This is a genomic window from Pseudomonas luteola NBRC 103146, from assembly GCF_002091675.1.
GTDB classification, from domain to species: Bacteria; Pseudomonadota; Gammaproteobacteria; order Pseudomonadales; family Pseudomonadaceae; genus Chryseomonas; species Chryseomonas luteola.
Genome location: NZ_BDAE01000010.1, coordinates 16941 through 39594, shown reverse-complemented (window position 1 = coordinate 39594; position 22654 = coordinate 16941). Strand labels below are relative to the sequence as shown.

The following is a 22654-nucleotide window of genomic DNA, read 5'->3' as shown; positions in this document are numbered from 1 at the left end:
TCATCCTCAAGGGCACCAATAGATCTTCAGCGGCTCTCGCAGGAAGGCGCTGATAGGAGTCGCCAGCTCATCACCGGCAGTTGCAGCGGTTTGCAGAGCGGCCAACTTGCTCTGACCCTGGATGGCCAGGAACTGATTGTGAGCACCAGACAACAATGCGCGTGTCATGGTCAGGCGTTGACGAGGCACGGAAGGTGCCCACATGGGCAGGCACAAGCGCTCGCTCTGTGGATCAAGCGCATCCTCAAGCCCAGGGCTTCCGGGAAACAACGAAGCAGTATGTGCATCGTCGCCCATTCCCAGCACCAGCACATCGATAGGCTTGGGCAGATTCTTCAAGCGGTTATCAGCCTCCTGAGCAGCCGTTTCAGCGTTTTCGCCAGCGGCATAGAGGTCTACAAACGTCGCTGCCCGGGCTGCATTACGCAACAGGTGCTTGCGAATTAGCCCGCCGTTGCTATCCGGATGCTCTAAAGGCACCCAGCGCTCATCGGCGAGCGTAATCGTGACCTTCGCCCAGTCCAGCTCCTGCTCGGATAACTGTTCAAAGAACGGCACTGGGCTACGACCACCCGAAACCACCAGTGTGGCCGCCCCTTTCTGTGCAATGGCCTCACGAAGCGCAGCCGCTACAGCTTGGGTCAGCTGCTCAGCATGGGCCTCACGACCGTTCAGCTCGATGAATTCGACGCCTTGTGGCAGGTTAGATATCGCCATACCAGGATCTCCCGTCACGTGCAATGAGAGCAATGGAAGTCAGCGGGCCCCATGTGCCAGCTGCGTATGATTTCGGGGTATCGCCCATTTTTTCCCAGCCTTCCATGAGCTGGTCGCACCAGCGCCAGGCCGCCTCGATCTCGTCCTTGCGCACGAAGAGAGACTGGTTGCCCTGCATCACTTCCAGCAACAAACGCTCATACGCGTCTGGTACCCGCGCCGACTTGAAGGCCTCGGAGAAGTTGAGCTGCAACGGACCGCTGCGCAGCTGCATCCCTTTGCTCAAGCCTTGATCCTTGGTCATGACCTGCAGGGAAATCCCTTCGTCCGGCTGAATACGGATGATCAGTCGGTTGTTGATCAGACTCCGCTGCTCAGGCGCGAAGATGTAGTGTGGCGGTTCCTTGAAATGAATAACGATCTGCGAAAGTTTTTGCGGCATACGCTTGCCGGTACGCAAATAGAAAGGCACTCCGGACCAACGCCAGTTACGAATATCGGCGCGAATGGCCACGAATGTTTCCGTGCTGCTGCTCTCGTTGGAGTTTTCTTCCTCCAGATAGCCGGGCACCGGCTTGCCATCGCTGTAACCACTCGTGTACTGGCCCAGCACGACACGGCTGGCCAGCTGATCGGCGGTGATCGGCTCAAGCGCCTTGAGCACCTTGACCTTTTCGTCACGGATACTGTCCGCCGAGAGATCAGCGGGCGGGTCCATTGCAGTCAGGCAAAGCAGCTGCAGCAAGTGGTTCTGCACCATGTCGCGTAGCTGCCCGGCCTGATCGAAATAACCCCAGCGGCCTTCGATTCCTACTTTCTCAGCAACCGTAATCTCCACATGGGAGATATAGTTCTGGTTCCATTGGGTCTCGAACAGACTGTTTGCAAACCGCAGAGCAATCAGATTCTGTACGGTTTCCTTACCCAGGTAATGGTCGATACGATAGACCTGACTTTCCGGGAAGAACCGAGCCACGGAGTCGTTCACGACACGCGAAGACTCAAGGTCATGGCCGATGGGCTTTTCCATGACGACACGTGTACGGCTGCTAAGCCCTACCGCATCAAGATTCTCGCAAATCGAGCTGTATACTGAGGCGGGTGTTGCGAAATACGCAATCACCGTTTCGGAGTCACCTACGTCTTCGGCCAGTCCGGCATAGTCTTCCATGCGTCGGAAATCCATGGCACGGTAGCTTAAGCGGGCGGCGAAACGTTCCCAGACGGCTTGATTCCAGTCAGCATTCGGCACGTAATGCCGAACCCGCTCTTCAATATGAGCGAGCTGCTTGGTGCCGTCTCCTTGATCTCGAGCAAGCGCGACGATACGCGTGTCATCATGGAGGAGACCTTCGCGATCGAGTTGGTAGAGAGCCGGAAACAACTTGCGCAGAGCGAGATCGCCCAACGCGCCGAACAGGGCCAAAGTGCAAGGGAGTACGCGAACTGCTGGCATATATTCGTTCTTTTACGAAAAGTTGGTGAATGAAAGCCCAGTTTAAGTGAGCTTTCCCCTTTTACGTAGTATAAAAATCAAAAATTTAATAAAACCTTTTTGTGCAGCCTTATTCCTCTATAGCTGTACGATAAAAGGATGACAACTTTCAGGAGCATTTGATGGATCGGGCCAGCACATTGCTGCAATTGATTCAGACCCGTCTGCCGGAATTGAACCGTGCCGAACGCAAGGTAGCCGAGGTTATTCTAAACAATCCACGGCAGGCTACCCGCCTGACCATTGCTGCTCTGGCGCAGGCAGCTCACGTCAGCGAACCGACCGTCAACCGCTTCTGCCGATCACTGGGAATCAGCGGCTACCCTGAAATGAAGATTCAACTGGCTCAGAGCATCGCCAGCGGCGCCGTCTACGTAAGCCAGGCGGTGGAAGCGGATGATGAGCCTGAAGCCTACTCAGAAAAGATTTTCAGTAGCACCATCGCCTCGCTCGATAATGCTCGTCAGCGCATGGATGCTCAAGTGATCAATCGAGCCGTCAATCTCCTGATTCAGGCACGGCAGATTCATTTCTTTGGCCTGGGTGCATCTGCACCCGTAGCGCTGGATGCCCAGCACAAATTCTTTCGCTTCGGTCTGGCTGTTTCGGCCCATTCAGACATTCTGATGCAGCGCATGCTTGCGTCTGTAGCGCAGATAGGCGAAGTCTTTGTCATCATTTCCTACACCGGCCGCACGCGCGAACTGGTGGATGTTGCCAAGCTGGCACGGGATAACGGGGCATCAGTTATCGGGATGACTGCTGCTAATTCTCCGCTTGCGAAGGTTTCAACACTTAGCCTTGATATTCCAGTGCCCGAAGATACTGATATCTATATGCCAATGTCATCACGTATCGTTCAGCTGACAGTACTCGACATTCTGGCCACTGGCGTTACGCTGCGCCGCGGCGTTGATTTCCAGCCGCATCTGCGCAAAGTAAAGGAAAGTCTGGTAGCAACACGCTATCCAATGGAGCAGGAACAGGAAGAGTTGTAATCGACGAGAAAGGCTGGAGCAGTACGCTTCAGCCTGTAGCGAGGTTACTTCTTCTTGAGCTTCTTGAGACGCTTGCTGGCCTTTTCGACCACATCCTTGCGCTCTTTGTCCTTCATGGACTTCCAGCCCTTGATTTCATCGCGGCTGCGGCCGCATCCCTGACAGACTTCATCCTTAAGCTTGCATTGGCTTACGCAGGGACTCTCAACCTTACCCACAGGGCTACCTCAGCATCTGGACACAGCGAACAGTATAAACACACTGTTCGCTGCGCCCAGTACCATCTGCGGAATTAGAACACCGCTTGGACCTTCAGGCCGCCGACAACAGCATTATCAACTTCCTTGACGCCGCCCGGGTTACGCATGTACTGAATATTCGGACGTAGGGTGAGCCAGTTGGTCACGTGTACGCCGTAGTACAGCTCAGCATCGTATTCGCTGTACTGCAGCGGTACGTAGCCTGGGTTGTCATAATCGTCGATACCGGTAGCAAGGTTGGCTGCACGTTGCGCATCACGCGCATCGCTGTTGGTGTGGATACGGGCCACACCGAAACCGATGTCGTCTTTTGGTCGCGCATCGAATGGTCCCTTGTACACCACACCAGCCTGGATGTAGTTGTCTACCTTGTTGGTAGCCTTGTCATGCACCGTGAAGTTGGCGAATACACTCAGACCACGAGAAGCATCACCGTTGTGCTTGGTCAGCTGCTGCTTGGCTACAACCCAATAGCCATGCTTACTGGAATGACGGCTGGAAACACCATCCACATCATCCGCATCAGCGGTGCTGTAGTAGTAACCGAAGCGGTACTCACCCGGTAGGCTGTTCAGTGTTGGCAACCATACCAGCTCAACTGGCAGGATCACGCCTTTGGCACCGCTGGTATTCATTTTGAAGCCATTACCGGTTTCAAGCAGCGACGGGTTCTGCTCGTAAACCCCAACCTGCGCAAACAGCTCAGGTGTCAGGTTGTACTTGACGCGCATGGCCCACTGGCTGACCGGCCAGTTGTACCACTGATCACCTACCCAGTTACCCACCTGGGAGCCACAGAACGCCAGGTTCTGGAAGTCACAGTCGAACGAGTTGAAATCTTCACCCTCGCCGAAACGACCCGCTTTGATGTCTAGGCGGCCATCAAAGAACCCCTTGCTCAACCACAACTGGGTAAGGCGCCAGGTCTGGCCGCGACCCCAGACTTCTTGTACGGAAGAATACGTACCGGAACGTGGATCACCAATATTGTCGTTGGTCAGGTTACGGCCGTCACGTGAAGTAATGGCAACTTTGAATACGGAATTCTCCCAACCCAACGTCTTGTTCATGTCGACCGCCAGGCCGAACATGTACTGGGAAGACCAACGTGCGGTGTGATCCTTGTCGTATCCACCTCGCATGTTGGTAGCGCCTTCCCCGACGTACTCCAACTTGATGTCGTAACCCTTATCTAGCAGTTCAGTACGCAGGCCACCCCAATCGCCTGTCATACCACCTGCTTCAGGGTCGAAGGCATCGGCTGCATGGGCAGTGGCACTGAGTCCACCCAGTGCAGCTAACGACAACACAGCCAAGTGCCGTACGCGTTTGCCTTTATGCTTATACATTCTTCTCGGTCCTTTATAATTTTTAATGGGCTATACGCAACACACCACAGGTCCCACGCCAATAACTGGCTAAACTTCACGGCAGAACATTGAGTACCTCGTAACAGGCTCCCATGGTGTGGTAGTCGACCTTTCCGGCCGGACTTTTTTCGTCGGAATACTTGGTATTTCGACGGTCGAGGATGCGCCACCAAGCGCCATACTCGTGATCAATGAAATGCTCCCAACTATAGTGCCAGAGCTGTTCATATTGTTTCCAATATTTACCGTTGCCGGTGCGCTCGGCAAGCAAGGCTGCAGCCGCCAAGGCCTCGGCCTGAACCCAGAAGTACTTGTCTGGATCACAAACGCTGCCATCCGGAGCGAACCCGTAATATAGGCCACCATGTTCATGATCCCATGAGGTTTTCCACGCGGCATCAAACAGCTCTGCAGCACGTGGCGCCAACCATGCCTGGGGACGATGGCGCTCGAGAATCAGCAAGAGCTTGGCCCACTCGACCTGATGTCCAGGCTGGAAACCCCAAGGGCGGAACAGGTTGGCAGGATCATCTCTGTTGTAATCCCAATCGATGCTCCAATCCTGATGGTAATGCTCCCAGATCAACCCGCCTGATACATCCTGAGCAACCTCAGCACGTTCCTGGCTAAGTGCTGCCTGGCGCTGAGTCATATTGAGTGCAAGCGTTTCGGCGCGGTCCAGATAGCGGGACTCTTGTGTCGCCTCATAGGCAGCCAGAAGCGCCTCGCAGGCATGCATGTTGGCATTTTGTCCACGATAGGAGGAAACCTTGGACCAGTCGGCACTGATCTCATCACAGTACAGACCGTCTTCTTCGCGCCAAAAATGACGCTCAAAGGTATCCCAGGCTTCAGCCAGCCATGCTCTGCTCTCCTCGACTCCTGCCATGACGCCGTGAGAGTACGCCAGGATAACGAATGCCAGACCATAGGCATGATTGGTGCCGTCTACTACTTTGTCGCCCTTCAGTAGCCAGGCGTAGCTGCCATTGGGCTGCAGATGCTTTTCCCTTAGAAAGCGAAGCCCGTGCCGTGTGGCGCCCAAGTATTCAGCGTTGCCAAACTGCCGATAGGCCATTGCAAAATTGAAGACGAAACGGGTACTGGAGACAAGATGGCGCGTCTCTCGGTCGTAGATATCGCCATTGTCACGGAAGAACTGGAAAAACCCGCCCTGCTCGTCGATGCAGCGTGGATAGTAGAAAGCCAGCGTATGCTGGATATGATCCAGCAGAGTGTCACGTTGACGGAAGTCTGGAAAGTTCATACGAAGTCCCTTAGGCAGGAAGCGGCGAAGTCGCCATCATGGCGCGAACGTCATCAAGCGTCGGCGCATAGGCCCCCGATTTCTGGCAAGACACCGAGGCACAGGCAGCTGCGAAAAGTAGTCGCTCTTCCAGTGATGCGCTTGAAATGATCCCTGACGCCAACCACCCCGCCATACAGGCGTCACCGGCACCTACGGTGTCCGCCACATGAATCGGAATACCAGGCTGAGTCCATTCCCCCTGGCTGGAAAGCAGCGTGATGCCCTTGGCACCCTGCGTATAGAGGATGTTGGCCTCTGGATTCATCTTCCGCAGGCGGCTCAAGCCCTGTTCAGGCGTTAATCCGGGATAGATATTTTCCAGGTCTTCGTCAGAAAGCTTGATGTCGTCTGCCAGCTTCACAAGGGTTGGAAAGATACGACGACAGTAGTCATCGCCCATCAGGTTTCGCCAGTTGGGGTCGTAGCTGATACGTTTACCTCCTGCCTTGGCCTTTTCTGCCTGTTCAAGCAGTTTGGAAGCCAACGGCTCACGGGCCAGACTGATGCAGCTGAAGTGGCAGAGTTCAGCAGCCTCGAGCCAGCCTTGCGGCAACGCATCCGGATCAAAGGCTAGATCCGCCTCCCCAGCAAAGAAATACCGAGGTGGATTGCTGGACGGCACTACTGCCACCAGCGGATCAGCTTCGACCCGCTGCAGAAAACGCATATCCAGTCCGGACACCTGAGACTGCTCATGAATCTCATCGCCTAGAGAATCCTGGCTGATTGATCCCGCAAACGCAGCGGGTACGCCCAGACGCGCCAGCGTCCGGGCAACATTCCACGGTGCACCGCCTGGATGGCCTTGCCACTGTCCGGGTGAATGCTGGACCAGATCGGTCAAGGCCTCTCCAAAAACCACCACACGTGGCAATGTCATAACTTTCTCCTAAGCGATACGAGCACCTGAAGCAGGTTCGAATAATACGAGACGCTCTACATCAAGCTCTAGCGTTACGATTGATCCGATTTCAGGAGTGTCGACTGGCGCTACTCGGCAACACACCTGGACGCCATTGACCTCGACATAAACCAGAGTGTCGGGACCTGTTGGCTCCACGACCTGCACTCGGGCGTTGACCAATGGCAAATCGCCGATCTGACCACTGCGAATACAGATTTGCTCAGGTCGAACCCCTAAAATTGCTTCGCGACCGTCTGCCAGAGCGGTTTGAAGCATGGGTAGACCAATAGCGGTACGCTCGCCATGCCCCTGCAAACGCACCACAGGGCGCCCGTTTTCCTGCTCCAACGCGACAGGAATGAAGTTCATTGGCGGAGAACCAATGAAGCTGGCCACGAAGAGGTTGGCGGGGTTGTTGTAGATTTCCTGGGGAGTACCAAACTGTTGAACTTCTCCCTCTTTCATAACTGCGACACGGTCGCCCAGCGTCATGGCTTCGATCTGGTCGTGAGTAACGTAGACAGTTGTAGTCTTGAGCCGCTGGTGCATTAGCTTGATCTCGGTGCGCATTTCCACACGCAACTTTGCATCAAGATTTGAGAGCGGCTCATCGAACAGGTAAAGCTTGGGGCGGCGCGCCAGTGCGCGCCCCATGGCGACACGTTGTTGTTGCCCACCGGATAGCTGCGAGGGTTTGCGCTCAAGCAGGTGCTCAATCTGCAAAAGCTTGGCGACACGGTCCACTTCCGCCGCGATCTGGTCAGCAGGTGTCTTGCGGATCTTCAACCCAAAGGCGATGTTTTCCCGCACCGTCATGGTCGGATACAACGCATAGGATTGAAATACCATGGCGATATCGCGGTCCTTGGGCTCGACCGCAGTTACATCCTCACCACCCAGCATGATGGCCCCGCTGGAAATATCTTCCAGGCCAGCGATGGCGTTCATCAGCGTAGACTTACCGCAACCGGAAGGACCAACCAGGATCAGGAACTGCCCGGTCTCGATACTGATGTTGATACCTTTAAGCGCTTCCTGAGCAGCGTTGCCGTAGGTCTTGCGGACATTTTTAAGTTCTAGTGCGGCCATGATTGTTCTTATCCTTTGACGACGCCCGAGGTCAGACCACGGACGAAATACTTGCCGGCGAAGATGTAAACGAGCAGTGTCGGCAGCGCCGCAATCATCGCAGCGGCCATATCAACGTTGTATTCCTTGGCCCCGGTACTGGTATTGACGAGGTTGTTGAGCGCTACCGTAATCGGCTGCGCAGAGCCGCTGGCGAACACTACGCCAAACAGAAAGTCATTCCAGACCTGAGTGAATTGCCAGATCAGGCTTACCATCACGATAGGGGTGGAAAGCGGCAGCAGGATCTTCCAGAAGATGGTGAAGAAGCCTGCACCATCCAGACGTGCCGCCTTGATCAGGGCATCCGGAATACCGACGTAATAGTTCCGGAAGAAAAGCGTTGTGAAGGCCAGACCGTAGATGACGTGAACCAGCACGAGTCCGGTCGTGGTATTGGCCAGACCCAGCTTGCCCAAGGTGAATGACATTGGTAACAGAATGACCTGGAACGGGATGAAGCAGCCGAACAGCAGCATGCTGAACAATACGTTCGAGCCCTTGAAGCTCCACTTCGACAAGGCGTAGCCGTTAAGCGCACCGATGAAAGTCGAGATGATGACGGCAGGAACCGTGATCATGAAGGAGTTCCAGAAGTACTCGTGAACCGTACTCCAGGCCTTTATCCAGCCAATGAGTGTCCAGTCTACGGGTAACGTCAGCAGGTTACCGGTGCGCACGTCATCCGGTGTCTTGAAGCTAGTTAACAGCATGACTACCAGTGGCACGAGATAGACAGCGCAAGCCACCAGAAGCGTAGTGTGAATTGCAATGCGGTTGAAAGACCAGCGCTTGCTGTGGGAAAGATCAGCCATGACGCTTGCTCCGCAGTTCGGAATAAAGGTAAGGCACCAGGATGGCAAGCACCGCGCCAAGCATCAGGACGGAGCTGGCCGCCCCCAAGCCCATTTGCCCGCGTGTAAAGGTGTGTTGATACATGAAGACCGCAGGAAGGTCGGATGAGTAACCGGGTCCACCGGCGGTCATGGCCATTACCAAGTCAAAGCTCTTGATCGCAATGTGCGACAGGATCATCACGGCACTGAAAAAAACAGGTCGCAAACTGGGTAGAACGATGCGCAGATAAATCGTGGGCAGCGAGGCTCCGTCGATTTGTGCGGCACGAATGATGGCGCTATCCACGCCGCGTAAACCGGCCAGGAACATTGCCATGACAAAGCCGGAGGCCTGCCAGATCGCAGCGATCAGCAAGCAATAGATGACCCTATCCGTATCAACAAGCCAGTCAAAGCGGAAACCTTCCCATCCCCAGTCGCGCAGGAGCTTGTCCAGGCCTAACCCTGGGTTGAGCAGCCACTTCCAGGCAGTACCGGTAACGATCATCGATAGCGCCATGGGATAAAGATAAATGGTGCGGATAAAACCTTCGCGTCGGATGCGTTGATCCAGCAGGATGGCGAAGAACACGCCGATGATCAGGCAAAGCAGGATAAACATCCCGCCAAAGATGGCCAGGTTTTTACAGGCCACCAGCCAACGGTCGTTAGCCAGTAGGCGTTCAAACTGGGCAAGACCTGCAAAGTTATACACCGGCATGAAGCGGGACGTGGTCAATGAGATCACGGCCGTCCACAGCATGTAGCCGTACAGGCAAACAATCATTGCCACCGCGGTAGGGGCCAGAACCAGCTTGGGAAGCCATTTCTGGAGGCGGTCAGGCTTTCGTACAGACGTGCTGGTACCTGTGCGCATGATTTGCACTTCGCTTAAAGACATCGAAGAACTCCTGATCCAACCCGTAGGTTGGTATTTGCATCAGGACCGGGCGTCTTGCAACGCCCTGCCCTTACTGCATTACTGCGCCGCTTTGATGGAGGCGACCAGTTGTTCGGTCGCCTTTTGGGGGTCGGCGCTTGGATCGTTGAAGAAGTTGGTGATCACATCGAAGACAGCGCCCTGGATATAGCTGGTGTTGGCCATGCTATGCGCCAGGCTTGGCTCCGCTTTGCCCGAGTCGTTGGCTGCCTGGAAATCCTTCATGGACTGTTTGGCACAGTCATCGAACTTCGCCATGTCGATATCATTGCGAACAGGAATCGAGCCTTTGTTCAGGTTGAAGACTTCTTGGAAAGGCTTGTCGATGACAGTACGGGCCAAGTCGTCCTGGGCTTTCCTGTTTGCCTCGTCCTTGAGCTTAAACATGGCCAGGGAATCGATGTTGTAGATGAAGTCACCCTGAGTGCCCGGCATGACTACGCACAGGTAGTCCTTGCCAGCAGTCTTGTTTGCAGCCGTAAACTCGGCCTTGGCCCAGTCGCCCATAATCTGCATACCGGCCTTGCCATTGATGACCATGGCGGTAGCCAGGTTCCAGTCACGGCCCGCTGCATCTGGGTCGATGTAGTTGCGAATACGCTTGAAGGTCTTGAACACTTCAACCATCTTGTCGCTGCGCAAAGTGTCTTCGTCAGTTTCGACAAATGCCTTGTGATAGTCCTCTGGCCCCATCATGGCCATGACCAGCGACTCGAAAATGGTGGTGTCCTGCCAGTTCTGACCGCCGTGGGCAATCGGAATGATACCTGCTGCCTTGAGCTTGTCTGCAGCCTCGAAGAACTCATCTAGTGTCGTTGGCACCTTGGCGCCCGCTTTCTGGAAGGCCTCAGGGTTTATCCAGAGCCAGTTGATGCGATGAACACCGGCGGGAACGGCGACGTAATCACCATCATGCTGCATGGTTTCAGCGATGCGCTTGGGCATGATGCTGTCCCATTTTCCGGCCTTGGCGATGTCGTTCAGGTTGGTAAGAAAGCCCATGTCAGCCCACTCCTGAATGTCGGGGCCTTTGAGCTGTGCTGCAGAAGGAGGATTGCCAGAAACCGCACGGGTTTTCAGAACGGTCATCGCGGCCTCACCGGCACCGCCGGCAACCGCGAAATCCTTCCAGGTATCGCCCTGCTTTTGCATCATTTGCTTGAGGGTATCGACAGCCCGAGCTTCACCACCTGAAGTCCACCAATGCAGGACTTTCACTTCACCCGCCTGGGCGGTTAGGGGTAATTGGCTCAAGCAGGACAAAGAAACCGCGAGGGCGAGACGATTGAGTGCTTTCATGATCAGTGACCTTGTTGTTTTTATAAATCTGATCGGAGTCTAGCCAGCCCTTGGCCAGCGTGGGTAACGAAGGGAATCATTAATGTCACAATGCCGTTACATTAGGCGGCTTTTGTAGATATCGATCACAATTTGACGCCACTCGTTTCAGGACGCCTCTAGCGCGGCAATGTCAGCGTGACCCGCAGGCCCCCTTCCCGACGATTACGCAAGACCACCTCCCCCCCATGGGCATGGGCTAAATTGCGCGCAATCCCGAGCCCCAATCCGTATCCCTGCTGTTGACCTGTCAGGCGGACATGCGGTTCGAAAACCTGCTCTAAATCCTTTTCTGGCACCCCTGGGCCTTCATCGTCGACATGCAGCATAAATACCTTGCCATCATCCTCCACCGTCAAGTGCGCCCGATTACCGTATTTCAGCGCGTTGTCGAGTACATTGCCGATACAGCGCTTCAAGGCCAGCGGCTTGCCGGGATAGAGAGCTACCGCCTCACCTTGCAACGTCGCTCGAGGCTGCTCACCGGCCTGGTAAGGCTCGACGATATTGCTCAGCAGGAGATTGAGGTCTACCGACTCGATGTTTTCGTGAATATCGGTGTCCTTGACGCACTGCAGTGCTCCCTTGACTAGCAGATCCAGTTCGTCAAGGTCTCGATTGAAGCGCGCCTGCAATGCCTCATCCTCCAGTAACTCGGCACGGAGCCGCAGCCGGGTGATAGGGGTCCGCAGATCATGGGAAATCGCACTGAAAAGCTGGCCCCGCTCGGCCAGGTATCGACTGATACGATCACGCATGGTGTTGAAGGCGCGTGTGACTTCCTGAATTTCACTCGCCCCGACTTCAGGAAGGGGTTGAACCTGTGCCTCCAGCGAAAGCTCACGTGCCTCTTGCGACAAACGTTTAAGCGGCCGGCTCTGCCAGTGGATGAGCAGGCCGATGAACAAGAGCAGAAAAGCGCTGCTGAACAGGATGAACCAAGCCTGCTGCAGAGGCAGGAACGGCTCATCCAGGGTGAGATAAGGGGCTGGCATCAGTGTCCCGATGTAGACCCACTCCTCCGGGCCTATTCGTATCTGGGTGACCAGAATGGGCGGATCTAGTGGTTCAAAGCTGAGGACGTAGTGCGCCCAGGAGCGTGGCAACTCATCCAGGGAAAGATTGCCATTGAACAGGCGCAGGTGCTTGGGGCTGACAAACTCCACATACATCGGCATCCCATTGCCGAGACGCTCCCGCAAGACTGACTCCACAGCATGAAGTACCGCCTGCTTGCCAGGCGAATCGGGCAGCGGCTCCATGATCAAGGGCTTTTCATTAAGCGATACGAAAAACCGTGTACCGCCCATATTACGCAACTGCTCCAGCACTACCGGACGATACGCCGGCGGTAGCAGACTGAAGTAACGCACGCTGGCCGCAATGGAGTAACCAAGGCTGCGCGAAGCGTTCAGCAGGCCTTCCATTCGGCTGGCACGCAAGTGCGATATCCAGAAGAGGCTGGAAACGCCCTGGGCCAGCAGAACCGCCAGCAACGTAAGCAACAGCATTCTTCCCAACAATGAGTGCGGTACCAGCCGCTGGAGTGCCTTAAAAAACATCAGCGGTCGGGCCATGCACCTGCGCCGCCAGAAGGTAGCCACTGCCGCGTACCGTGCGAATCAGTCGAGGCGATTTCCCGGTGTCACGCAGCCGTTGACGCAAGCGGCTGACGGCCATGTCCACGATGCGGTCAAGCGGCATGACTTCACGCCCCCGCGTCGCGTTGGCAATCGTGTCACGGTCAAGTATTTGCTGGGGATGATCTAGAAACAGTTTGAGCAGAGTGAAATCAGCGCCGGACAGAATGACCTCTTCTCCGTCCTGGTGGAACAGCCTATGCGTGACAGTATCAAGACGCCATTCATCAAACACCAATGTGTGTCCCGACTTGGCGTCACCAAAACCTGCGCGCCGGAGAAGCGCTTTGATCCGCGCCTGCAATTCCCGCGGGCTGAATGGTTTTCCAATGTAATCGTCAGCGCCTAATTCAAGGCCAATCACACGATCTGCCTCATCGGAGCTGGCGGTCAGCATGATGATAGGTACTTGAGAGATGGAACCACTCAGCGCTCTGACCCAACGGCAAAGACTGAAGCCGTCCTCACCCGGCAGCATGACATCCAGTATCAGAAGATCAGCCGGCTCGGCTTTAAGCGCAGTACGAAATCCGTAGCCGTCTGCCACAGCCCGAACGCTAAATCCGGCACGACTCAAATAAGCCTCTAAAAGCTCACGAATGTCCTGATCGTCATCGACCAGCAGGATGGATTTACCCATCGGTGTCATAGCGTTGTCCCTTGTCTTTTTTATTATTGCCCCGGTGTCGAAGCATGCACGACACCGGGGGGAACGCCAAGAGGTGAAACGCGGTATTACTGACCGTTCAGGCTTTGCTGCAAGGCAACCCCTGCGCCAAACAAGCCAGGGTACTCGGCGGTAACCAGCCAAGCAGGAATATCCTGCAGGTAGGCACTGCTTGTCTTACCCTTGTCCGCAAACGCCTTGGCAAAGGCGCCGTTCTGGAAGCGCTCGACAAATCGCGGAAGAATTCCACCGGCGATATAAACGCCACCCAACGCACCTAAGGTCAGCGCAGCATTACCTGCCACACGGCCCAGCCATACGAAGAACTGCTCCAGCACCTCGTCGGCATAGGCGTCACCGGACAGCGCCATTTCACAGATCTCGGCAGCGGTCACGCATTTCTCTTCGCGGCCATCCAGCTCACAGCTGGCCTTGTAGAGATTCACCAGGCCATTGCCGGAAATAATACGCTCCGCCGACACGTGGTTACCAAACTGGCGCTTCAGGATCTTCCAGATTTCGAACTCACGTGGCGTGCCGATCGGCAAGTCAACGTGACCGCCTTCGCTGGAAAGTACCATCCAGCGGTCATCCCCGATCGGCAGCAGACCGGCCACACCCAGGCCAGTCCCCGGCCCAATGATCAGACGTGCCCGATTGGCATGCGCCGCTCCCTCACGGACCTGAACGCAATGCGCTTTGTCCAGCTTGGCTACAGCCCAGGCCATTGAGCTGAAGTCATTGATCAGAAGCAGGTGAGTCAGACCAAGCTCAGCGCAGAAACGCTCGCGGCTGATAACCCAGTGATTATTGGTAAAACGGAAGTCACCCTCGCCTACCGGCCCCGCGCAGGCGAGACATACGGAGTGGATATCGTCAAGAGCGACACCGGTACGCTTGAGGTATTCACGCACAGCATCTTCGGGACGCTCGAAATCGGCACACGCCATCACCTCGATCGCATCAAGCTGCTGGTCACGCCACAATGCGAAACGGGCATTCGTGCCCCCGATATCCCCTACCAAAGCCAAATTCATTTCAGCGCCTCCAGGCTGGATGTAAATGCACTCGCACCCTTTTCGGCGGTGCTCATTGCTTGCCGCATGAACGCAAAGAGTTCACGTCCCGTTCCAATTCCCATGCCTTGCGGGGGCGCCACCTGCTCCCGAGCATTCCACTCGGCAGGATCAACCACCACGATCAACTCTCCGGTTTGTCCATTGACACGCACCAGATCACCGTCACGTACTTTCGACAACGGACCGCCATCGATTGCCTCAGGGCATACATGGATAGCCGCTGGCACCTTGCCGGATGCTCCAGACATACGTCCATCAGTCACCAGAGCGACCTTAAAGCCTCGATCCTGCAACACGCCCAGGTAAGGCGTCAGCTTATGTAACTCCGGCATACCAAGGGCCTTGGGTCCTTGAAAGCGGACCACCGCTACAAAATCGCGGTCCAGCTCACCCGCCTTGAAGGCATTAGCAAGCTCGGCTTGATCAGCAAATACTCTAGCAGGCGCTTCTACGATCTGGTGATCAGGCGCTACGGCAGATACCTTCATTACCCCACGGCCAAGGTTGCCATCCATCACACGCAAACCACCTTCAGGGCGGAACGGGCGCTCAACCGGACGCAGGATTTCTTCATCCAAGCTCGCCACAGGTCCTTCACGCCATGTCAATGTGCCATTCTCCAAGAATGGCTCCTGCAAGTAACGACGTAATCCATGACCCATGACGGTGTTCACATCTTCATGCAGCAAACCGGCATCCAAAAGGGTGCGAATCAGGAAATTGGTGCCACCAGCCGCATGAAAATGGTTCACATCCGCCTTGCCGTTGGGGTAAACCTGCGCCAGCGTTGGAACGACAGCCGACAGATCCGCCATATCCTGCCAGGTCAGTTCGATACCAGCCGCCTGTGCGATGGCGGGAATATGCAGGGTATGGTTGGTAGAACCACCGGTTGCATGCAAGGCCACGACCGAGTTGATAATGGCTTTTTCGTCAACGATCTCACCCAGCGGGATGAAATTACCGCTTTGCTGCGTGATACGTGTCACCTGACGCGCCGCTTCACGGGTCAGCTCGTCACGCAGAGGCGTATACGGATTCACGAAGGACGAGCCCGGCAGGTGCAGTCCCATCACTTCCATAACGACCTGATTAGTGTTGGCTGTACCGTAGAAGGTGCAAGTGCCGGGACTATGGTAGGACTTCATTTCGGACTCAAGCAGCTCCTCGCGGGTTGCCTTGCCCTCCGCAAAAAGCTGACGCACTCGGGCCTTTTCCTTGTTGGAAATGCCCGAAGGCATTGGACCACCCGGCACAAAAACGAATGGCAGATGACCAAAACGTAGAGAGCCAATCATCAGGCCAGGAACGATCTTGTCGCAGATGCCCAGGCACAGTGCGGCATCGAACATATTGTGGGACAGTGCCACAGCGGTGGACATTGCGATGACTTCACGGCTGAGCAGGCTGAGCTCCATGCCTGCTTCGCCTTGGGTTACGCCGTCACACATGGCTGGCACCCCACCGGCGAACTGACCAACGGAGCCTATTTCGCGCAGAGCATCTTTGATGATCTGGGGAAAATGTTCGTAAGGCTGGTGCGCAGATAACATGTCGTTGTAAGACGAAACGATAGCGACGTTAACCTCATCCATAAGACGCAGGCGCTGCTTATCCGACGCACCGCACCCGGCTACGCCGTGGGCAAAGTTGGCGCATTGTAGCTTGGCACGCTGAGGGCCTTCGCTCGCAGCTGCCCGGATCATTTCAAGGTAGCGCGTACGCGTAGGACGGCTACGCTCAATGAGACGCTGTGTAACTTCAAGGACGCGAGGATGCATGGTTCCGATTCTCCAGGCAGGCGAAAAATTTGTTGTTTTTAAAACAAATTTGATCTGAGTGGCTATTATTCCTCTCAAAATACGCGATAGTGTAATTGTTTTTACAACAAATCCTGCCAGAACGAGGTTTCAAATATGAGCATTCGTATTGCTATCAATGGTTTCGGGCGTATCGGCCGTAATGTTCTTCGTGCGCTTTACTCCGGAAATTATCGTCAGCATATGCAGGTTGTCGCCATCAATGACTTGGGTGACGCGTCCATTAATGCCCATCTCCTGGAATTCGACAGCGTGCATGATCGTTTCAATGCTGAGATTTCCGTTGATGAGAATAGCCTGACCGTGAATGGCGACCGTATTGCGGTATCCGCTATCCGAAATCCGGCAGAGCTTCCCTGGAAAGACCTGAATGTTGACGTGGTGTTCGAATGCACCGGTCTGTTCACCAGCCGCAGCAAGGCGGCGGCTCACCTGGACGCAGGTGCTTCCAAGGTCATTATCTCCGCACCTGGTAAGGAGGTTGACGCCACTATTGTTTATGGTGTGAATGACAATATCCTGCGTCAGTCCCACCAGATCATTTCCAATGCGTCCTGCACAACCAACTGTCTGGCCCCGGTCGCTCAGGTCCTGAACCGTGAGTTGGGTATCGAGCATGGTCTGATGACCACAATCCATGCCTATACCAATGACCAGAACCTGTCGGATGTCTATCATTCCGACCCCTTCCGTGCCCGCTCGGCTACTCAGTCGATGATTCCAACCAAGACCGGTGCGGCTGAAGCCGTGGGTCTGGTGCTGCCAGAGCTGGTCGGGAAGTTCAGCGGCATGGCTGTACGTGTGCCGACCATCAACGTGTCGCTGGTCGACCTGACCATTCAGGTTTCCAAGACAGCAGATGCCAAGGCAATCAATGCCTTCATGAAAGCGGCCAGCGAAGCCTCGCCGGTATTGGGTTATAACGACCGTCCACTGGTGTCGATCGACTTCAACCATAACCCGCTGTCCTCAATCTTCGATGCCAACCACACCAAGGTCACCGGCAATTTGGTGAAGGTCATGGCTTGGTACGACAACGAGTGGGGATTCTCCAACCGTATGCTCGATACCTGTCAGGCACTGGTAAACGCTCCGGCGTAACACAGAACCTGACACAGACGAATCGGCCGGATCATCTCCGGCCGATTTTCATTATAGCGGCTATTGCCTCATTGCTCTTCCCGATCCTCTCCCATCGGATCGATGGCCTCTTCCAGACGCAGATCGTTAAAATCGATCTTGAGTCCGGTCTCCATGGCATCCAGCTCCGCCAGTAATGTCCGAAAACTGGTCTCCTCTGCCGGCTTGGCTGTTGTTTCGGCAGGCTCCGGTGACATGACTGACGCATCTTCTGCTGCCAGCGCGTGATCGTCGAGAACAGGTTCTGGCTCGAGCTCCATCTCCCGAATAGCGGCCAGCGTTGGCAACTCATCCAGGCTTTTCAGGTTGAAATAATCCAGAAACGCTCTGGTAGTGGCAAACATGGCCGGGCGGCCCGGCACATCACGATAGCCAACCACGCGAATCCATTCGCGCTCAAGCAATGTCTTGACGATCTGGCTGTTGACTGCAACACCACGCACTTCTTCGATTTCACCACGGGTGATTGGCTGTCGGTAGGCAATCAGCGCCAAGGTTTCCAGAAGCGCTCGCGAATAACGCGGCGGACGCTCATCCCAAAGACGACCGACCCAGGTTGAATACCGCTCCTTGACCTGCAAGCGATAACCGCTGGCCACTTCCTTGAGCTCAAAACCACGCTTCTTGCACGAGCCGGCCAGCACAGCGAGTCCATCGCGTAACTGCTTGGGCTCGGGCCGCTCATAGTCATCGAAGAGTTCCGCGAGGCGTTCCAGCGTCAGCGGTTTACCCGCAGCCAGCAGTATTGCTTCGAGCAGAGGCGCGAGTTCTTTAGGGTCAGAAACATTCATGGCGCGCATCTTAAAGAGGTTGTTGCCAGAGCAGAAGCCACCCTGAAGAATTTCCGATGATCTTATCCAGATGTCCATATCTGTGGGGCACTTGTCATTGCAGACAGACACAGTGCGCAGCACACTTGATTGATCCGTCCTGAGTATGAACCATGAGTGCCGTCCGCGTTGTTGCCAGCCTTCTCTATCCAGACGTAATGAGCCTGGATGTAACCGGGCCATTGCAGGTTTTTGCGTCTGCCAATGTTGAACGGCAGCGACAAGGGCTGCCTCCGGCTTATCAGATAAGTCTTCTGGCTGATCAGCCCGGCCCAATCATGACCTCATCTGGCATTCAGATCGTGGCGGATCAATCCTGGCGTGACATGCCTGCAGAGCAGCTCGATACCCTACTGATTCCTGGCGGTATTGGCGTCGAGCAGCAATGTCGACATACCGAACTGCTGGACTGGCTGCAACAGAGCCAGCCTCGCCTGCGTCGTCTGGGGTCCGTTTGCTCCGGCGCCCTGATCCTGGCTGAGTCAGGACTGCTGAAGGGCCGACGCGCCACGACACACTGGGCTGACCTGGAAGCGTTGCAGCGTTACACCGCCATACAAGTTGAGGGAGACCGCCTGCATACCTACGATCCTGCCGGGCAGGACGGTTATGCCGATGTCTTTACTTCCGCCGGTGTTACGGCAGGCATTGACCTTGCGCTGGCCCTGGTTGAAGCGGATCTGGATCGACCTACAGCATTAAGCGTAGCGCGCAGACTCGTCATGTTTTTACGTCGTCCCGGTGGTCAGGCACAGTTCAGCGCCTGTCTTTCGCCGGAGCCCAGCCGAACTCCTCGTTTGGCCGCATTGTTGGACTGGATACCCGCGCATTTGGGGGAAGATCTTTCCATCGAGCGTCTGGCAGAGCAGGTCAACATGACGCCTCGCACCTTGTCGCGTGCATTTGGCAGGGAGTTGGGCATCACTCCGGGACGCTATGTAGAACAGGTTCGCCTGGAGACCGCCAGAGCACTTCTACATGATGCACAAGCCTCAATCAGCACCGTTGCTCGCCTCTGTGGCTTCGGCCACCCGGAAAGCCTTCGCCGGACGTTTCAGAAACATTTGTCAGTCAGCCCGCAGGCGTATAGCGCCCGATTCGGTGACCCCATACGAGGACTTGATCATGCTTGAGCTACGCCCTAACTGTGAATGCTGTGATCAAGACCTGCCGCCTGACACAAGCGACGCATTCATTTGCTCTTTCGAGTGCACATTCTGCAAGACATGCGCCTTGAGTCACCTGCACGGCTGCTGCCCCAACTGTGGAGGTGAACTGGTCAGAAGACCGATCAGACCGGCACGAAAGCTGGCGCACTTTCCTGCCAGCCTGAACAGAAAGATACAGCCCTGCCGATAACCATGCAGGCTTTCTGATGGACACGCTCTTAAGGTCCATACCTAGTACATTAACGCTATCGCCGCCTCCAGCGGAGCGGAGCGAATTTGAGCGGCAAGGTAGCGCAGAACGCAGCATTCAGGATTCGCCAGCACCTGGTCGAATTTGCGGCTCGCACTATGGTGCCCGCGAAGAAAATATTGCCTTCACTAATGGCTATGTAGCATATGGGAACAGCAGCCGGCCTTCGAAAAGTTGTTCCGCAGGGGCTATATCGATCAGATATCTCTCGAAATTCCTACAATAACGGATATCCCCCTGATTTCCGCATCAAGCCGGTGGAAGATCGAACCCGAGGGCAACCGTATCTCACTCCTACGCCGTAGGCGAGCCGCCCTTCATATGAGGCATTGCTGTCTGGTACAAATTAAAGGACGCCGTTGCCAGCCTAGCGGATTACCGGATTCACCCAAATGTTGATGCCCTCCCCACTCGAGTATGTACTGTAGGACGTGAAACTGACGAAACGCCTGGAGCAGGCCGAGGCCTGCTCCACTGCAAACCCCGCCACTGAGCAGGTAAATGTATGAAAGAAAAGACGGGCTGGTTAGCCGAGCTGGCCACTTTTGAATCCCAGGGCACTCCGTGCGTGTTGGTCACCGTTGTTGAAGAGAAAGGCTCAACGCCGCGTACTACAGGGACAAAAATGATAGTCACTGCCGATAGTTTACGTCTGACGATTGGCAGCGGTCACCTCGAGTACAAGGCCATCGAGATTGCGCGGCAGATGCTCAAGGAAGGAATACGCGAGCCGCGCATCGAACGGTTTACGCTGGGTGAAAGTCAGGAACCATGCGGCACGGAAGCCACAGAATTGCTGTTTGAGCCCATGGGCCAGCACACGGTGCACGTCGCCGTGTTTGGTAATGGACATGTGGCGCGTTCCCTAGTACCACTACTAGCCAGCCTGCCATGCGAGATACGCTGGATCGACTCACGTGTTCGGGAGTTTCCAGACACTCTTCCTAGGGGAGTCACCAAAATCGTCACGGACGAACCTCTGGATGAAGTAGACGCCATGCCAGGCGGCACCTACTTTATCGTCATGACGCATAATCATCCGTTAGACCTTGAGCTGACCGAGCGCATCCTGACCCGTAACGATTTTGGCTATTACGGACTGATAGGCTCTAAAACCAAGTGGGTGAAGTTTCAGCATCACCTTGCAACCAAAGGTTTTACGACCGAACAGATCGGTCGCGTACGTTGCCCTCTGGGAATCCCGCAGATTAAAGGTAAACTTCCTGCGGAAATTGCGATCTCTGTAGCGGGAGAAGTTATCGCGACCTATAGCGCACAGGCTACGCTACAAGAAGCCTCTCCACTGCGTCTCGTTCAGCCGACACATAACCATTGCTAATAATGTCGCGCGGGTTTGAATTGTCGACCTTGCAGTGGCTGATCGTGCGCGACAGGTTGCATGCTTGACCTGTCTACCGTTAACACACTGGATGATTAAGAAGGGATATGACTACTCAAGCCTACCGTGCCGCTCTGCTCCACTGCGTTGCCGATCCGAATGACGTCGGCATTGAGGCTGCCTGTGAGTTCGTTGAAGACGGACTGCTGGTCGTAACTGATGGTCGCATCGATGCAATGGGAAACGCAGCCACGCTGTTGCCCGTACTGCCTGAAGGAACCGAGGTCATTGAGCACCCGGATGCGCTGATTACACCAGGCTTTATCGACACGCACATCCATTACCCACAGACAGGAATCATCGCGTCCTATGGCGAGCAGTTGCTGGACTGGTTAAACAACTACACCTTCCCGGCCGAGGGAGCGTTTGCTGATTCAGCCAAAGCGGCGGAAGTCGCCGATATTTTCCTCAAGGAGCTGTTACGTAACGGCACCACAACTGCTCTGGTGTTTGGCACTGTACACAAGCAGTCTGTAGAGGCATTCTTCGAAGCGGCTGAAAAGCTCAATTTGCGCATGATCGCCGGCAAGGTCCTGATGGATCGAAATGCTCCCGACTTTCTGATAGACACGCCGGAGTCCGGCTATGCAGACAGCAAGGAGCTGATCGAGCGCTGGCATGGCAAAGGCCGCCTGCACTATGCCGTGACACCGCGCTTTGCACCAACGAGCACGCCAGAGCAGCTAACGCTTGCAGGCCAGTTGCTTGGGGAATATCCGGATATCTACCTGCACACGCACCTTTCCGAAAACCTCAAGGAAATCGAGTGGGTGAAGTCGCTTTTCCCCGAGCGCAGCGGTTATCTGGATGTCTACGATCATTATCAGTTGCTAGGTAAACGTTCCGTGTTTGCACACGGTGTACACCTTTGCGATGAAGAATGCGCCCGCTTGAGTGAAACTGGATCAGCCGTTGCCTTCTGCCCTACTTCGAATCTGTTCCTGGGTAGCGGTCTTTTCAAACTGCCGCAACTTGAAAAGCATAAGGTAAACGTTGGCCTGGGCACGGACGTTGGTGCTGGCACGAGTTTCTCAATGCTGCAAACCGTCAACGAGGCGTATAAGGTCATGCAGCTGCAAGGCGAAAAACTGCATCCGTTCAAGGCCTTTTACCTTGCAACGCTAGGCGGCGCTCGTGCGTTACGCTTGGAGGATCGGATTGGTAGTTTCGCTCAAGGTAACGATGCAGACTTCGTAGTGCTTGACTACCATGCAACACCGCTACTGAGTTATCGCCTGAAGCAGGCCAAGTCACTGGAAGAAAAACTATTTGCCTTGATGATGCTGGGTGATGATCGAGCCGTTAAGGAAACCTACGCCATGGGCGTGAAGGTTCATCAGCGCTAAGGCGCCAATGAAAAGGCCG

21 protein-coding genes are annotated in these 22654 nt (G+C 55.2%); 6 read left to right on the top strand and 15 right to left on the bottom strand.

The window, feature by feature from the left end:
- Positions 1-6: 6 nt before the first annotated feature.
- Positions 7-717, bottom strand: a complete 711-nt coding sequence (gene pgl, locus PLU01S_RS12765; RefSeq protein WP_074826704.1) for a 6-phosphogluconolactonase — start codon at positions 715-717, stop codon at positions 7-9.
- Entirely contained in the window at positions 704-2173 is a 1470-nt protein-coding gene (gene zwf, locus PLU01S_RS12760; RefSeq protein ID WP_010798438.1) for a glucose-6-phosphate dehydrogenase, read from the bottom strand. Before zwf ends, pgl begins: the two co-directional genes overlap by 14 nt.
- 161 nt (positions 2174-2334) lie before the next feature.
- Here zwf and PLU01S_RS12755 point away from each other — a divergent pair, with 161 nt between their 5' ends.
- Complete coding sequence (locus PLU01S_RS12755) at positions 2335-3210, top strand: MurR/RpiR family transcriptional regulator (RefSeq protein ID WP_074826707.1); 876 nt, start codon at positions 2335-2337, stop codon at positions 3208-3210.
- Between the two features lie 44 nt (positions 3211-3254).
- Here PLU01S_RS12755 and PLU01S_RS12750 read toward each other — a convergent pair whose 3' ends face one another.
- The 12 genes from PLU01S_RS12750 to edd all read right to left on the bottom strand — a co-directional run bounded on the left by PLU01S_RS12750 (position 3255) and on the right by edd (position 16462).
- Positions 3255-3428, bottom strand: a complete 174-nt coding sequence (locus PLU01S_RS12750; protein WP_010798440.1) for a DUF1289 domain-containing protein — start codon at positions 3426-3428, stop codon at positions 3255-3257.
- A 74-nt stretch (positions 3429-3502) separates the two neighbouring features.
- Positions 3503-4819 carry a carbohydrate porin gene (locus PLU01S_RS12745; protein WP_019365555.1) on the bottom strand — a complete coding sequence of 439 codons (1317 nt, stop codon included), beginning with the start codon at positions 4817-4819 and terminating at the stop codon, positions 3503-3505.
- Positions 4820-4895: 76 nt separating this feature from the next.
- Positions 4896-6107, bottom strand: a complete 1212-nt coding sequence (locus PLU01S_RS12740; RefSeq protein WP_074826709.1) for an AGE family epimerase/isomerase — start codon at positions 6105-6107, stop codon at positions 4896-4898.
- A 10-nt stretch (positions 6108-6117) separates the two neighbouring features.
- Positions 6118-7029: a carbohydrate kinase family protein gene (locus PLU01S_RS12735; protein WP_074826712.1), complete on the bottom strand. Its 912-nt coding sequence runs from the start codon at positions 7027-7029 to the stop codon at positions 6118-6120.
- A gap of 9 nt (positions 7030-7038) precedes the next feature.
- A complete protein-coding gene (locus PLU01S_RS12730) occupies positions 7039-8142 on the bottom strand; it encodes an ABC transporter ATP-binding protein (RefSeq protein WP_074826715.1) in 1104 nt (367 codons plus the stop codon).
- An 8-nt stretch (positions 8143-8150) separates the two neighbouring features.
- Positions 8151-8996: a carbohydrate ABC transporter permease gene (locus PLU01S_RS12725; RefSeq protein ID WP_010798445.1), complete on the bottom strand. Its 846-nt coding sequence runs from the start codon at positions 8994-8996 to the stop codon at positions 8151-8153.
- The gene (locus PLU01S_RS12720) at positions 8989-9918 is read right to left on the bottom strand and encodes a carbohydrate ABC transporter permease (RefSeq protein ID WP_010798446.1); all 930 of its coding nucleotides are present in this window, start codon (positions 9916-9918) and stop codon (positions 8989-8991) included. The genes PLU01S_RS12725 and PLU01S_RS12720 overlap by 8 nt, the downstream gene beginning before the upstream one ends.
- Before the next feature lie 78 nt (positions 9919-9996).
- Positions 9997-11256, bottom strand: a complete 1260-nt coding sequence (locus tag PLU01S_RS12715; protein ID WP_074826717.1) for an ABC transporter substrate-binding protein — start codon at positions 11254-11256, stop codon at positions 9997-9999.
- A 158-nt stretch (positions 11257-11414) separates the two neighbouring features.
- Positions 11415-12872: an ATP-binding protein gene (locus PLU01S_RS12710; protein ID WP_074826720.1), complete on the bottom strand. Its 1458-nt coding sequence runs from the start codon at positions 12870-12872 to the stop codon at positions 11415-11417.
- On the bottom strand, positions 12847-13584 hold the full coding sequence (locus PLU01S_RS12705) for a response regulator (protein ID WP_010798449.1): 738 nt from the start codon (positions 13582-13584) through the stop codon (positions 12847-12849). The genes PLU01S_RS12710 and PLU01S_RS12705 overlap by 26 nt, the downstream gene beginning before the upstream one ends.
- A gap of 86 nt (positions 13585-13670) precedes the next feature.
- On the bottom strand, positions 13671-14639 hold the full coding sequence (locus tag PLU01S_RS12700; RefSeq protein ID WP_010798450.1) for a glucokinase: 969 nt from the start codon (positions 14637-14639) through the stop codon (positions 13671-13673).
- On the bottom strand, positions 14636-16462 hold the full coding sequence (gene edd, locus PLU01S_RS12695; protein ID WP_074826722.1) for a phosphogluconate dehydratase: 1827 nt from the start codon (positions 16460-16462) through the stop codon (positions 14636-14638). The genes PLU01S_RS12700 and edd overlap by 4 nt, the downstream gene beginning before the upstream one ends.
- A gap of 135 nt (positions 16463-16597) precedes the next feature.
- On the opposite strand from edd, the gene gap reads away from it, so the two are divergent.
- A complete protein-coding gene (gap, locus tag PLU01S_RS12690; protein ID WP_019365545.1) occupies positions 16598-17602 on the top strand; it encodes a type I glyceraldehyde-3-phosphate dehydrogenase in 1005 nt (334 codons plus the stop codon).
- Between the two features lie 68 nt (positions 17603-17670).
- On the opposite strand, the gene scpB is transcribed toward gap, so the two are convergent.
- Positions 17671-18432, bottom strand: a complete 762-nt coding sequence (scpB, locus tag PLU01S_RS12685) for an SMC-Scp complex subunit ScpB (RefSeq protein ID WP_074826799.1) — start codon at positions 18430-18432, stop codon at positions 17671-17673.
- A 152-nt stretch (positions 18433-18584) separates the two neighbouring features.
- Between scpB and PLU01S_RS12680 the strand changes: the two genes are divergently transcribed.
- The 4 genes from PLU01S_RS12680 (at position 18585) to guaD (ending at position 22635) form a co-directional block, all read left to right on the top strand.
- Complete coding sequence (locus PLU01S_RS12680) at positions 18585-19604, top strand: GlxA family transcriptional regulator (protein WP_074826726.1); 1020 nt, start codon at positions 18585-18587, stop codon at positions 19602-19604.
- Entirely contained in the window at positions 19597-19830 is a 234-nt protein-coding gene (locus tag PLU01S_RS12675; RefSeq protein ID WP_074826730.1) for a DUF1272 domain-containing protein, read from the top strand. Before PLU01S_RS12680 ends, PLU01S_RS12675 begins: the two co-directional genes overlap by 8 nt.
- Positions 19831-20395: 565 nt before the next feature.
- Positions 20396-21229, top strand: a complete 834-nt coding sequence (xdhC, locus tag PLU01S_RS12670; RefSeq protein WP_074826733.1) for a xanthine dehydrogenase accessory protein XdhC — start codon at positions 20396-20398, stop codon at positions 21227-21229.
- Positions 21230-21336: 107 nt separating this feature from the next.
- Positions 21337-22635 carry a guanine deaminase gene (guaD, locus tag PLU01S_RS12665; protein ID WP_074826736.1) on the top strand — a complete coding sequence of 433 codons (1299 nt, stop codon included), beginning with the start codon at positions 21337-21339 and terminating at the stop codon, positions 22633-22635.
- Positions 22636-22654 lie beyond the last annotated feature (19 nt).

What these genes read in the sequence shown, in the direction of transcription:
- pgl (WP_074826704.1), bottom strand. Translation starts at nt 717, where the DNA reads ATGGCGATATCTAACCTGCCACAAGGCGTCGAATTCATCGAGCTGAAC.
- zwf (WP_010798438.1), bottom strand. Translation starts at nt 2,173, where the DNA reads ATGCCAGCAGTTCGCGTACTCCCTTGCACTTTGGCCCTGTTCGGCGCG.
- PLU01S_RS12755 (WP_074826707.1), top strand. Translation starts at nt 2,335, where the DNA reads ATGGATCGGGCCAGCACATTGCTGCAATTGATTCAGACCCGTCTGCCG.
- PLU01S_RS12745 (WP_019365555.1), bottom strand. Translation starts at nt 4,819, where the DNA reads ATGTATAAGCATAAAGGCAAACGCGTACGGCACTTGGCTGTGTTGTCG.
- PLU01S_RS12740 (WP_074826709.1), bottom strand. Translation starts at nt 6,107, where the DNA reads ATGAACTTTCCAGACTTCCGTCAACGTGACACTCTGCTGGATCATATC.
- PLU01S_RS12735 (WP_074826712.1), bottom strand. Translation starts at nt 7,029, where the DNA reads ATGACATTGCCACGTGTGGTGGTTTTTGGAGAGGCCTTGACCGATCTG.
- PLU01S_RS12730 (WP_074826715.1), bottom strand. Translation starts at nt 8,142, where the DNA reads ATGGCCGCACTAGAACTTAAAAATGTCCGCAAGACCTACGGCAACGCT.
- PLU01S_RS12725 (WP_010798445.1), bottom strand. Translation starts at nt 8,996, where the DNA reads ATGGCTGATCTTTCCCACAGCAAGCGCTGGTCTTTCAACCGCATTGCA.
- PLU01S_RS12720 (WP_010798446.1), bottom strand. Translation starts at nt 9,918, where the DNA reads ATGTCTTTAAGCGAAGTGCAAATCATGCGCACAGGTACCAGCACGTCT.
- PLU01S_RS12715 (WP_074826717.1), bottom strand. Translation starts at nt 11,256, where the DNA reads ATGAAAGCACTCAATCGTCTCGCCCTCGCGGTTTCTTTGTCCTGCTTG.
- PLU01S_RS12710 (WP_074826720.1), bottom strand. Translation starts at nt 12,872, where the DNA reads ATGGCCCGACCGCTGATGTTTTTTAAGGCACTCCAGCGGCTGGTACCG.
- PLU01S_RS12705 (WP_010798449.1), bottom strand. Translation starts at nt 13,584, where the DNA reads ATGACACCGATGGGTAAATCCATCCTGCTGGTCGATGACGATCAGGAC.
- PLU01S_RS12700 (WP_010798450.1), bottom strand. Translation starts at nt 14,639, where the DNA reads ATGAATTTGGCTTTGGTAGGGGATATCGGGGGCACGAATGCCCGTTTC.
- edd (WP_074826722.1), bottom strand. Translation starts at nt 16,462, where the DNA reads ATGCATCCTCGCGTCCTTGAAGTTACACAGCGTCTCATTGAGCGTAGC.
- gap (WP_019365545.1), top strand. Translation starts at nt 16,598, where the DNA reads ATGAGCATTCGTATTGCTATCAATGGTTTCGGGCGTATCGGCCGTAAT.
- scpB (WP_074826799.1), bottom strand. Translation starts at nt 18,432, where the DNA reads ATGAATGTTTCTGACCCTAAAGAACTCGCGCCTCTGCTCGAAGCAATA.
- PLU01S_RS12680 (WP_074826726.1), top strand. Translation starts at nt 18,585, where the DNA reads ATGAGTGCCGTCCGCGTTGTTGCCAGCCTTCTCTATCCAGACGTAATG.
- PLU01S_RS12675 (WP_074826730.1), top strand. Translation starts at nt 19,597, where the DNA reads ATGCTTGAGCTACGCCCTAACTGTGAATGCTGTGATCAAGACCTGCCG.
- xdhC (WP_074826733.1), top strand. Translation starts at nt 20,396, where the DNA reads ATGAAAGAAAAGACGGGCTGGTTAGCCGAGCTGGCCACTTTTGAATCC.
- guaD (WP_074826736.1), top strand. Translation starts at nt 21,337, where the DNA reads ATGACTACTCAAGCCTACCGTGCCGCTCTGCTCCACTGCGTTGCCGAT.